Origin of the sequence: Agromyces indicus (assembly GCF_031432295.1) — a bacterium.
GTDB classification, from domain to species: Bacteria; Actinomycetota; Actinomycetes; order Actinomycetales; family Microbacteriaceae; genus Agromyces; species Agromyces indicus.
Genome location: NZ_JAVKGS010000002.1, coordinates 491,318 through 503,411, shown reverse-complemented (window position 1 = coordinate 503,411; position 12,094 = coordinate 491,318). Strand labels below are relative to the sequence as shown.

8 protein-coding genes are annotated in these 12,094 nt (G+C 70.6%); 5 read left to right on the top strand and 3 right to left on the bottom strand.

Annotated features, from left to right (window positions below; translation table 11 throughout):
• Positions 1–32 precede the first annotated feature (32 nt).
• The gene (locus tag RH861_RS08630; RefSeq protein WP_310520656.1) at positions 33–1,214 is read right to left on the bottom strand and encodes an alpha/beta hydrolase family protein; all 1,182 of its coding nucleotides are present in this window, start codon (positions 1,212–1,214) and stop codon (positions 33–35) included.
• A gap of 93 nt (positions 1,215–1,307) precedes the next feature.
• Between RH861_RS08630 and RH861_RS08625 the strand changes: the two genes are divergently transcribed.
• The 5 genes from RH861_RS08625 to RH861_RS08605 all read left to right on the top strand — a co-directional run bounded on the left by RH861_RS08625 (position 1,308) and on the right by RH861_RS08605 (position 7,114).
• The gene (locus RH861_RS08625; RefSeq protein ID WP_067947191.1) at positions 1,308–1,895 is read left to right on the top strand and encodes a DUF3000 domain-containing protein; all 588 of its coding nucleotides are present in this window, start codon (positions 1,308–1,310) and stop codon (positions 1,893–1,895) included.
• Positions 1,888–3,084, top strand: a complete 1,197-nt coding sequence (locus tag RH861_RS08620) for an HRDC domain-containing protein (RefSeq protein ID WP_310520655.1) — start codon at positions 1,888–1,890, stop codon at positions 3,082–3,084. The genes RH861_RS08625 and RH861_RS08620 overlap by 8 nt, the downstream gene beginning before the upstream one ends.
• Positions 3,085–3,161: 77 nt before the next feature.
• On the top strand, positions 3,162–4,370 hold the full coding sequence (locus tag RH861_RS08615; RefSeq protein WP_310520654.1) for a thiolase family protein: 1,209 nt from the start codon (positions 3,162–3,164) through the stop codon (positions 4,368–4,370).
• A gap of 8 nt (positions 4,371–4,378) precedes the next feature.
• Positions 4,379–6,517 carry a 3-hydroxyacyl-CoA dehydrogenase NAD-binding domain-containing protein gene (locus tag RH861_RS08610; protein WP_310520653.1) on the top strand — a complete coding sequence of 713 codons (2,139 nt, stop codon included), beginning with the start codon at positions 4,379–4,381 and terminating at the stop codon, positions 6,515–6,517.
• A gap of 66 nt (positions 6,518–6,583) precedes the next feature.
• The gene (locus tag RH861_RS08605; protein ID WP_310520652.1) at positions 6,584–7,114 is read left to right on the top strand and encodes a dihydrofolate reductase family protein; all 531 of its coding nucleotides are present in this window, start codon (positions 6,584–6,586) and stop codon (positions 7,112–7,114) included.
• Positions 7,115–7,129: 15 nt separating this feature from the next.
• Here the strand turns inward: RH861_RS08605 and dxs are convergent, their stop codons facing one another.
• A complete protein-coding gene (gene dxs, locus RH861_RS08600; RefSeq protein ID WP_310520651.1) occupies positions 7,130–9,073 on the bottom strand; it encodes a 1-deoxy-D-xylulose-5-phosphate synthase in 1,944 nt (647 codons plus the stop codon).
• 131 nt (positions 9,074–9,204) lie between these two features.
• Positions 9,205–12,015 carry an aconitate hydratase AcnA gene (gene acnA / locus RH861_RS08595; protein WP_310520817.1) on the bottom strand — a complete coding sequence of 937 codons (2,811 nt, stop codon included), beginning with the start codon at positions 12,013–12,015 and terminating at the stop codon, positions 9,205–9,207.
• Positions 12,016–12,094 lie beyond the last annotated feature (79 nt).

Below are 12,094 nucleotides of genomic sequence, written 5' to 3'. Positions count from 1 at the left end.
GCGTCGGCGGGCCGCGGTGTCGCGGCTGCGGCTCACCGCTCCTCGAGCCAGTCGCGGACGAGTCCGGTCCACCGCTCGGGCGCGTGGTTCCAGAGCTTGGTGTGCCGCGCGTCCTCGAACACCTCGAACCGGACGAGGTCGGCCCGGACGGCCGCGAGCCGGCGTGAGCCCTCGATGGGCACGAAGCCGTCGTCCTCGCTGTGCATGAGGAGCACGGGCACGTCGAGTTCGTCGGCGCGGGCGACGGCGTCGAGCGCCTCGAGGTCGATGGGGGCCGCGAGGCCGGTGAGCGTGCCGCCGACGGGGGCGCTCAGCACCCGGGCCACGACCCCGCCGAGTTCGGAGGGCAGGCCCAGGGCGCGCGCCTGGAAGCGGAGGATGTCGGCCCAGTCCACCGCGGGCGACTCGAGGACGAGTCCGACGAGATGCTCCCGGACCTCGGCGGAGCGGAACAAGGTCTGCAGCGAGATCGATCCGCCCATCGACCAGCCCATGAGGACGATGCGCCGCGCACCGCGGCGGACGGCGAATCGGACGGCGGCGACCACGTCCTCCCACTCGGTGCCGCCCAGCCCGTATCGGCGGTCCTCGCTCTCGGGCGCCTCGCCGTCGTTGCGGTACGAGATGAGCAGCGTCGACCAGCCGGCCTCGCGCGCAGGCTGGACGGCGCGGAGGCCCTCGTGCCGCTTCGCGCCGCGGCCGTGCACCTGGATCACCCAGTCCGCGGAGACCCCGCCGGCGGCATCCGTCGCGGGGACGAACCACGCCGGTGCGGGACCGAGCGGGGTGTCGACGACGACGTTCTCGTAGCGCTCCGCGACCTCCCACGGGCCGAGGTGGAACCACCCGCTGATGCGCCCCCGACCGGCGCGGTCGAGCCGGCCGAAGTCGACCGACTCGATGCTGCGGCGCACCCGGTGGCCGTCATCGTCGATGACGTCGCCGAGGCGGGCGTAGCCGGAGTCGTGCTCGAACCAGAGGCCGTACCGGCCGCGCATGCGGGCGTCGTCGGAGGCCGTGAGGACCACCTCGCCGGCCGCGAGGTCGACGCGCTCGAGGCGCTGGTCGTCCTCACGAGGCGGTTCGGGGCTGACGACCCGGCGGGCGAACACGACCGCGGTGGCCGTCACGGCGGCCATGAAGGCCGCCCCGACGAGTGCCACGCCGCCGAGCACGGCGGTGACCGGACCGATCGCTCGATCCACCCGTGACATCGCTCCCCCGTTCCGCGCCGCGTGGTCGATCCTCCCGGGGCGGTCGCGGCGTGCCGCCGACGTGCCCCCTGTCGCAGACTCTAGTCTGCACACGTGTCCGACTCGGCGTTGCCACCCCCGGAGTTCGCCGCGGCGCTCGAATCGCTGCGTGCTGCGGCACCGCGCCCTGAACTGCGCGTGTCGGAGATCGACGCGCCCTCGTCGCTGGCGCCCTGGGCCGTCGCCCTCGCCGCCGACGTCTCCCCCGGTCCGCACGGCGAGGACTCGGACCTCGGCACGGGCCGGTTCGTGCTGCTGTACGACCCGTCCGAGCCGGAGTCGTGGGGCGGCCGGTTCCGGGTGGTGTGCTTCACGCAGGCCCCGCTCGAGACCGACATCGGCGTCGATCCGTTCCTGGCGGATGTCGCGTGGTCGTGGCTCGTCGACGCGCTCGACGCTCGCGGCGCCCGATACGTCGCCGCGTCGGGGACGGTGACGAAGATCCTGTCCACCGGCTACGGCGAGCTCGCCCGCCAGGGCGACGGTGCGCAGCTCGAGCTCCGCGCGTCGTGGACGCCGCTCGACGAGCACGCCGCGCCGCATGTGGAAGGGTGGAGTGAGTTGTTGTGCATGCTGGCGGGGCTGCCTCCCCGAACCGAGGGGGTGACGGCCCTTCCCCGACGGAGGAGGAACCGTGGCTGACGAGTTCCGCGTGATCGAGACCCGCGAGGCGTACGGCGAGGCCGTCGAGCGCATCGCGGGCGGCGTGGGCCCGGTGGCCGTGGATGCCGAGCGTGCCAGCGGGTTCCGCTATTCGCAGCGCGCGTACCTCATCCAGCTCTTCCGGCGGGACGCGGGCACGTTCCTGTTCGACCCGACGACGATCGGCGGCTTCGAGGAGCTCCAGTCGGTGATCCGCGACGAGGAGTGGGTGCTCCACGCCGCGAGCCAGGACCTCGCCTGCCTGCGCGAGGTGGGGCTCGACCCCGCCGCGATCTTCGACACCGAGCTGGCAGCGCGCCTGCTCGGGATGCCGCGGGTGGGCCTCGCCTCGGTGGTCGAGGAGCTGCTCGACATCCGCCTGGCCAAGGAGCACTCGGCCGCCGACTGGTCGACGCGCCCGCTGCCGCAGTCGTGGTTGCGGTACGCCGCGCTCGACGTGGAGCTCCTCGTCGACGTCCGCGACCGGCTCGCCGAGCGACTCGTGGACGCGGGCAAGGAGGAGATCGCCCGGCAGGAGTTCGACGCCACGGTCCGGCGCGAGGCGAAGCCGCCCGCCGCCGAGCCGTGGCGCCGGCTGAGCGGCATCCACTCGCTGCGCTCGCCGCGGAACCTCGCCGTCGCGCGCGCCCTCTGGCACGCCCGCGACGCCCTCGCGGCCGAAACCGACACCGCGCCCGGCCGCCTCGTGCCCGACGCGTCGATCCTCGCCGCCGCGAAGGCGCTGCCGGAGTCCAAGCGCGCCCTCGCCGACCTCAAGGCGTTCAACGGCCGGGCGAGCCGGTCCGAGATCGATCGCTGGTGGTCCGCGATCGAAGAGGCGCGGACCGCCGCACCGCCCGCCGCGCGCGTTCCGAGCGACGCCCCGCCGCCGCCCCGGTCCTGGGCCGCCCGCAACCCCGAAGCCGACGCCCGGCTCCGCCTCGCGAAGGCCGCCGTGACCGAGATCGCCGAGCAGCACGACATGCCCGTCGAGAACCTGCTGACGCCCGACCACCTGCGCCGGCTCGCGTGGCATCCGCCCGCCGAGCCGACCCCGGACGCGGTGGCCGGCGAGCTCGCGGCGCTCGGCGCACGACCGTGGCAGGTTGCCGCTACCGCACAGATAATCGCGGCCGCGTTTGTGAAGGCGGCACAATCCCTCGAGGATGCCGCGCCCGACGCTTCGTAGGAACCGCCAACCGATTCCGTCGGCCCGATCGGCGTTCCTAGGATCGGGTGATTCCTCATTCGAAAGGGAGCTGCAGCGTGGCTGAACGAGCTGATGTCGTCTTCGTCGACGGGGTCCGAACCCCCTTCGGCAAGGCCGGCGAAAAGGGCATGTACTGGAACACCCGAGCCGACGATCTGGTCGTGAAGGCGATCGTCGGACTCCTGGAACGCAACCCGAGCGCCCCGAAGGAGCAGATCGACGACGTGGCCATCGCCGCCACGACCCAGGCCGGCGACCAGGGCCTCACCATCGGCCGCACGGCCGCCATCCTCGCGGGCCTGCCCAAGTCGGTGCCCGGCTTCGCGATCGACCGCATGTGCGCCGGCGCGATGACCTCGGTCGCGATGCTCGCAGGCTCCATCGGCTACGGCCAGTACCGCCTCGCCATCGGCGGCGGCGTGGAGCACATGGGCCACCACCCCATGGGCAGCGGCGTCGACCCCAACCCCCGCTTCGTCGCGGAGCGCATGGTCTCGGAGGACGCGCTCGTCATGGGTGCCACCGCCGAGCGCATCCACGACCGCTTCCCGCACCTGACCAAGGAGCGCGCCGACCGCTACGCCCTGGGCAGCCAGCGGAAGACCGCGGCGGCGTACGAGGCCGGCAAGATCCAGCAGGACCTCGTCCCCGTCGCCATCCGCACCGTCGAGGGCTGGGGGCTCGCGACGCGCGACGAAGTCATGCGACCGGAGACCACGATGGAGGGCCTCGCCGGGCTCAAGACCCCGTTCCGTCCGCACGGCCGGGTCACCGCCGGCAACGCGTCGGGCCTCAACGACGGCGCGACCGCGGCACTCCTCGCGAGCGCCGACGCCGCGAAGGAATTCGGCTTGAACGTCAAGATGAAGCTCGTCAGCTACGCCTTCGCGGGCGTGGACCCCGAGATCATGGGCATCGGCCCCGTCCCGGCGACCGAGAAGGCGCTGCGGCTGGCCGGCCTCAAGATGGACGACATCGGGCTCATCGAGGTCAACGAGGCGTTCGCCGTCCAGGTGCTCTCGCTGCTCGACCACTACGGCATCGACGACGACGACCCCCGCGTGAACCCGTGGGGCGGAGCGATCGCGGTGGGTCACCCCCTCGCCTCGTCGGGCGTGCGCCTGATGAACCAGCTCGCCAGCCAGTTCGCCGAGCGCCCCGACGTCCGCTACGGCGTCACCACCATGTGCGTGGGCCTCGGACAGGGCGGCACGATGATCTGGGAGAACCCGAACTACTCGCGCAAGGCCGCGAAGAAGGCCTGAGGGGAATGATGACCGACTACACCAAGATCGACTTCTCCGAGCTCGAGACGCTGTCCGACGACGAGGTCGTCACGCACTCGTACGTGCGCGACATCCCCATCTCCGAGGGGCGCACGCTCGCGCTCGTCACGCTCGACAACGGCCGCGACCACACCCGTCCCAACACGCTCGGACCCAAGTCGCTGCTCGAGTACGCCGCAACCCTCGACGGGCTGCGCGAGCGGGCCGCGGCCGGCGAGATCCACGCGGTCGCGGTGACCGGCAAGCCGTTCATCCTCGCCGCGGGCGCCGACCTGTCGAAGGTCGCCGAGATCCCGAGCCGGGAGATCGCGCTCCGCATGGGGCAGCTCGGACACCACGCCCTCGGCAAGCTCTCGGAGGTGGGCGTCCCGTCGTTCGCCTTCATCAACGGACTGGCGCTCGGCGGCGGCCTCGAGATCGCCCTGAACGCCGACTACCGCACGGTCGACGCATCCACGCCGGCCGTGGCGCTGCCAGAGGTGTTCCTCGGCCTCATCCCCGGCTGGGGCGGCGCCTACCTGCTGCCGAACCTGATCGGCATCGAGAACGCGCTCAAGGTCGTCATCGAGAACCCGCTCAAGCAGAACCGCACGCTGAAGGCGGGCGACGTGCTGGAGCTCGGCATCGCCGACGCCCTGTTCCCGTCGGTGAACTACCTCGAGGACTCCATCCGCTGGGCCGACGGCGTGGTCTCCGGCCGCGTGAAGGTCAAGCGCCCGAACGAGCCCGGCAAGGTCGAGCGCCTGGTCAAGTGGGATGCCGCGATCGGCATCGCCCGCAAGATGCTGCAGAGCCGCATCGGCTCGGTGCCCAAGTCGCCCTACGCGGCGCTCGACCTGCTGAAGGCCGCGAAGTCCGGCACGAAGGCCGAGGGCTTCGAGCGCGAGGACGAGGTCCTCGCCGACCTCATCGCCGGCGACCAGCTGCAGGCATCCGTCTACGCCTTCAACCTCGTGCAGAAGCGCGCGAAGAAGCCGGCGGGCGCGCCCGACAAGGCGCTCGCCAAGCCAGTCACCAAGGTGGGCGTCCTCGGCGCCGGCTACATGGCCAGCCAGTTCGCGCTGCTGTTCGTCCGGCGACTCCAGGTGCCGGTCGTGATCACCGACCTCGACCAGGCGCGCGTCGACAAGGGCGTGGCGTACATCACCGGCGAGATCGACACCCTGCGTGACAAGGGCCGCATCTCCCCCGACGAGGCGAACCGCCTGAAGGCGCTCGTGCACGGCACGACCGACAAGTCCGAGTTCGCCGACTGCGACTGGGTCATCGAGGCCGTGTTCGAGGAGCTCGAGATCAAGCAGCAGGTGTTCGCCGAGGTCGAGCAGTTCATCTCGCCCGAGGCGGTCCTCGCGACGAACACCTCGTCGCTCTCGGTGGAGCAGATCGGCGCGAAGCTCCAGCACCCCGAGCGCGTGGTGGGCTTCCACTTCTTCACGCCCGTCGCGGTCATGCCGCTGATCGAGGTCGTGAAGACGAGCAGCACGGATGACGCGACGCTCTCGACCGCGATGGTGACCGCGGCGAAGCTCAAGAAGAACGCGGTGATCACCGCCGACACGCCGGGCTTCGTCGTGAACCGCCTGCTGGCGGTCCTCCTCGGCGAGGCGATGCGCGCGGTCGACGAGGGCACGCCCTTCGAGACCGTCGACGAGGCGATGGCCCCGCTCGGCCTGCCCATGGCTCCGTCGCACCTGCTCGACCTCGTCGGGCTCAAGGTCGGCGCGCATGTGCTCGACACCCACCACGCGGCGTTCCCCGACCGGTTCTACCGTTCCGAGAACCTGCACCGGCTCGCCGACTACGGCAAGCTGCTCGAGAAGGACGACAAGGGCAAGGTCAAGGGCTTCGACAAGGGCGCGATGAAGATCGTCTCCGGCGGCACGAACCCCTCGTCGCCCGATGAGATCCTGACCCGCCTGCAGGACGGCCTGGCGCGTGAGACGAAGCTCATGCTCGACGACGGCGTCGTGAGCGCCGCGGAGGACATCGACCTCTGCATGATCCTCGGGGCGGGCTTCCCGTTCCAGATGGGCGGGCTCACGCCGTACCTCGACCGGGTGGGAGCGTCGGAGCGCGTCTTCGGCGACTCGTTCCACCACCCGCCGATCCGCGGCGTCGACGCCTGATCCACGCCTGATCGACCGAACGACCCCCGGCACCCGGTTGTCGGGGGTCGTTCGTATGCTCGCCGGATGACGAAGATCCAGTACTACGTCGCCTCCACCATCGACGGGTTCATCGCCGATGAGCACGACGACCTCGGGTGGCTGCTGCAGTTCGGCATGGAGGACTTCCAGGAGCACTACGACCGGTTCTTCGCCGACGTCGGCGCGCTCGTGCTCGGAGCGACGACCTACGAGTGGGTGCTCCGAGAGGGCGGCGGCTGGCCGTACGGAGCCCTGCCCACCTGGGTGCTCACCCATCGCGACCTGCCGGTGCCCGACGGCGCCGACATCCGATTCGCCGCCGGCGAGGTCGACGCGATCGCCGATGCCGCGGTGGAGGCGGCCGCCGGCCGGAACGTGTGGGTCATCGGGGGCGGTCCGGTAGCCGCGCAGTTCCTCGAGGCGGGCCGGCTCGACGAGCTGCTCATCGGGTACATGCCGGTCGCGCTCGGGCGCGGGCGACCGTTGCTTCCGGTGGGCACCGTGACCCCGCCGATGCGCCTGACCGGCGTCACTCGGATCGGCGACGCCGTCGAGCACGTCTACCGCATCGAGTGAGCGGGAGCGCGCCGTTCAGACCCGAGGCTGGGGCGCGGTGTCGCTCGGGAGCTCGATGCCCGCGTTGCGCGCGTGCGGGAGCTTGCTGCCGAGCACCATCGCCGTGACGTCCCGGGCGATGTGCTGCGGCGTGAGGCCGACGCGCTCGAGGATGTCGCCACGCGAGCCGTGGTCGAGGAACTCGTCGGGCAGGCCCACCTCGGTCACGGCCGTGTCGACGCCGGCCTCCCGCAAGTCCTGCCGGATGCGGGTGCCGATGCCGCCGACCCGGATTCCGTCCTCGATACTCACGACGATCCGATAGTCGGCAGCGAGCTCGACGACGCTCTGCGGAACCGGCACGACCCAACGCGGATCGACGACCGTGGCGCCGATGCCCTGCGCCTCGAGCCGCTGCGCGACCTCGAGTCCGATCCCGGCCATCGGGCCGACCGTGACGATGAGCACGTCGCGCCGTTCGGACTCGACCAGCACGTCCACGCCGTCGTCGGTGCGGCGGACGGCCTCGTACTCCGTGCCGACCGTGCCCTTGGGGAACCGCAGGACCGTCGGGCCGTCGTCGACCCGCACGGCCTCGCCGAGCTCCTCGGCCAGGCGCACGGAGTCGCGGGGCGCGGCGATGCGGATGCCGGGGACCACCTGGAGGATCGAAAGGTCCCACACGCCGTGGTGGCTGGGGCCGTCGGGTCCGGTCACGCCGGCACGGTCGAGCACGAAGGTGACGCCGGCCTTGTGGAGGGCGACATCCATCAGCACCTGGTCGAAGGCGCGGTTGATGAAGGTCGCGTAGACCGCGACGACCGGGTGCAGGCCGCCGAAGGCGAGGCCGGCGGCCGAGGTGGCTGCGTGCTGCTCGGCGATGCCGACATCGAACACGCGGGCGGGGAAACGCTCGGCCATCCGGTGGAGTCCGGTCGGACGGAGCATCGCCGCGGTGATGCCGACGAGCCGCTCGTCGCGCTCGGCGAGGCTCACGAGCTCATCCGCGAACACGCCGGTCCACGAGGGCGCCGACGCCTTCTCGATCGACTCGCCCGTCTCGGGGTCGATCTGGCCGACGGCGTGGAACTGGTCGGCGACGTCGCGACGCGCGGGCTCGTAACCGCGGCCCTTGTCGGTGATGGTGTGCACGATCGCGGGGGCGCCGTACGACTTCGCCTGCCGGAGCGCTTCCTCCACCGCGCGCTCGTCGTGGCCGTCGATCGGTCCGATGTACTTGATGTCGAGGTTCGAGTAGAGCGCCTCGTTGCCGCTGAACCGGCTGAGGAAGCCGTGGAGTCCACCGCGCACGCCGCGGTAGAACGCGCGGCCGGGCGAGCCGAGCTTGTCGAACGCGCTGCGGCTGCGCAGGTGCAGCGTGCGGTACGACTGCTTGGTGCGCACCGAATTGAGGAAGCGGGCCATGCCGCCGATGGTCGGCGCGTAAGACCGCCCGTTGTCGTTCACGACGACGACGAGGTTGCGCGTGTTGTCGTCGGAGATGTTGTTCAGCGCCTCCCACGTCATGCCGCCGGTCAGGGCGCCGTCGCCCACGACGGCGACGACGTGCCGGTCGCCCTGGCCGGTCATCTCGAACGCCTTGGAGATGCCGTCGGCCCAGGACAGCGAGCTCGACGCGTGCGAGCTCTCGACCACGTCGTGCTCGGACTCGGAGCGCTGCGGATAGCCGGCGAGCCCCCCGGTCTGGCGGAGGCTGCTGAAGTCCTGCCGGCCGGTGAGCAGTTTGTGCACGTAGGACTGGTGGCCCGTGTCGAAGATGATCGGGTCGCGGGGCGAGTCGAACACGCGATGGATGGCGATGGTGAGCTCGACCACGCCGAGATTGGGTCCGAGGTGACCGCCGGTCTTCGAGACGCTCGCGACGAGCACCTCGCGGATCTCGCGAGCGAGTTCCTCCAGCTGGTCGTGGGAGAGGGCGTCCAGGTCGCGGGGACCGCGGATCGTGTCGAGCAGCCTCATTCGTCGTGCCTCCGAAGACGTGGGCGTCGCCGCCCCGGCGGGGTTCGTAGAAGTCTACGCCGGGCGACCTGAGAGCCCGGGCAGAGAACGAGGGCGGCGAGCCGTGCTCGCCGCCCTCGTGGATCGCCGCGTCAGACGAGGCTGCGCAGCACGTACTGCAGGATGCCGCCGTTGCGGTAGTAGTCGGCCTCACCCGGGGTGTCGATGCGGACGATCGCGTCGAACTCCACCGTCTGCTTGCCCTCCGGGGAGTGCTCGCTCGGCTCGGCGACGACGTGGACCGTCTTCGGGGTGGCGCCCTCGTTCAGCTGCTCGAGCCCCGTGATGGTCACGACTTCGGTGCCGTCCAGGCCGAGGGAGTCGGCCGACTCCCCCGCCGGGAACTGCAGGGGCACGACGCCCATGCCGATGAGGTTGGAGCGGTGGATGCGCTCGAAGCTCTCGGTGATGACCGCCTTCACGCCGAGCAGGCTCGTGCCCTTCGCCGCCCAGTCGCGGCTCGAACCCGATCCGTACTCCTTGCCGCCGAAGATCACGAGCGGCGTGCCCTGCGCCTGGTAGTTCATCGACGCGTCGTAGATGAACGACTGGGGGCCGCCGGGCTGGGTGAAGTCGCGCGTGTAGCCGCCCTCGACGCCGTCGAGGAGCTGGTTCTTCAGGCGGATGTTCGCGAACGTGCCGCGGATCATCACTTCGTGGTTGCCGCGACGCGACCCGTAGGAGTTGAAGTCCTTCCGGTCGACGCCGTGCTCGGTGAGGTAGCGCCCGGCGGGGCTGTCGGCCTTGATCGAGCCGGCCGGCGAGATGTGGTCGGTGGTGACCGAGTCGCCGAGCTTCGCGAGCACGCGCGCGCCGCTGATGTCGGTGACCGGCGTGGTCTCGAGCGTCATGCCCTCGAAGTACGGGGGCTTGCGCACGTAGGTCGACTCCGAGTCCCACTCGAAGGTCGCACCGGTCGGGGTCGGCAGGTTCCGCCACCGCTCGTCGCCCTCGAAGACGCTCGCGTACTGGCGCGTGAACATCTCCTCGTTGATCGACTCGTCGATCGTCTTCTGGACCTCGGCGGCGTCGGGCCAGATGTCCTTCAGGTAGACGTCGTTGCCGTCCGAGTCCTGCCCGAGCGGGTCGGTCTCGAAGTCGAAGTTCATCGACCCGGCGAGCGAGTACGCGATGACGAGCGGCGGGCTCGCGAGGTAGTTCATCTTCACGTCGGGGTTGATGCGCCCCTCGAAGTTGCGGTTGCCCGAGAGCACTGCGGTGACCGCGAGGTCGTTCTGCTGCACCGCAGCCGAGACCTCCTCGATCAGCGGGCCGGAGTTGCCGATGCAGGTGGTGCAGCCGTAGCCGACGGTGTAGAAGCCGAGGTCCTCGAGGTCCTTGGTGAGGCCGGCCTTCTCGTAGTACTCGGTGACGACCTTCGAGCCCGGCGCGAGCGTGGTCTTCACCCACGGCTTGGCCTTCAGGCCCTTCTGCACCGCATTGCGCGCGAGCAGGCCCGCGGCGAGCATGACCGAGGGGTTGGAGGTGTTGGTGCACGAGGTGATCGCCGCGATCGTCACGGCGCCGTGGTCGAGCGTGTAGCTCGCGCCATCCGGCGTCTGCACCGAGGTCGGCTTGGAGACCGTCTTCGGCGCGTGCGAACGGTGCGTGTGCACGTGGTGGTTGTGCTCGTCCTCGGGGGTGTTGCTCGGCGGATCGGACGCCGGGAACGACTCGGCGACCTCGAGGTCGACCAGGTCGTGCTCGACGTCGGCGTAGCTCGTGAGGTCCTCCTCGAACTGCGCCTTCGCCGACGAGAGCACGATGCGGTCCTGCGGACGCTTCGGGCCGGCGATCGACGGCACGACCGTGGCCAGGTCGAGCTCGAGGTACTCCGAGAACTCGGGCTCCGTGTCGGCGTCGTGCCACAGCTTCTGGGCCTTCGCGTACGCCTCGACGAGGGCGATCTGCTCGTCGCTGCGGCCGGTGAGGCGCAGGTAGTCGACGGTGACCTCGTCGATGGGGAACATGGCCGCGGTCGAGCCGAACTCGGGGCTCATGTTGCCGATGGTCGCGCGGTTGGCCAGCGGCACGGATGCCACGCCGGAGCCGTAGAACTCGACGAACTTGCCGACCACGCCGTGCTTGCGCAGCATGTCGGTGATCGTGAGCACGACGTCGGTCGCGGTCACGCCCATGGGGATCTCACCGGAGAGCTTGAAGCCGACCACCTTGGGGATGAGCATCGACACGGGCTGGCCCAGCATGGCCGCCTCGGCCTCGATGCCGCCGACTCCCCAGCCGAGGACGCCGAGGCCGTTCACCATGGTGGTGTGCGAGTCGGTGCCCACGCAGGTGTCGGGATAGGCGCGGGTGACGCCGTCGACGTCGCGGTGGTAGATGACCTTCGCGAGGTGCTCGATGTTGACCTGGTGCACGATTCCGGTACCGGGCGGAACGACCTTGAAGTCGTCGAAGGCCGTCTGCCCCCACCGGAGGAACTGGTACCGCTCGCCGTTGCGCTCGTACTCGATCTCGACGTTGCGCTCGAGGGCGTTCTCGGTGCCGAACAGGTCGGCGATGACCGAGTGGTCGATGACCATCTCGGCCGGCGAGAGCGGGTTGATCTTGTTCGGGTCGCCGCCGAGGGCGACCACGGCCTCGCGCATGGTGGCGAGGTCGACGATGCAGGGCACGCCGGTGAAGTCCTGCATCACCACGCGGGCCGGGGTGAACTGGATCTCGGTGTCGGGCTCGGCGGTGGGGACCCAGGACCCCAGCGCCTGGATCTGCTCCTTGGTGACGTTCGCGCCGTCCTCGGTGCGGAGCAGGTTCTCGAGCAGGACCTTCAGGCTGAAGGGGAGCTTCTGGTGACCGGGGACCGTGTCGATCCGGTAGATCTCGTACGCCTGGTCGCCGACCTGGAGCGTGTCCTTCGCCCCGAAACTGTTCACTGCAGACACGGTGTCCTCTCCTTCGCGGATGCCGCCCGCGCGGCGGCGCATGGCGGTGCTCGTCATGATCCGTTGCCCCGCCCCAAGC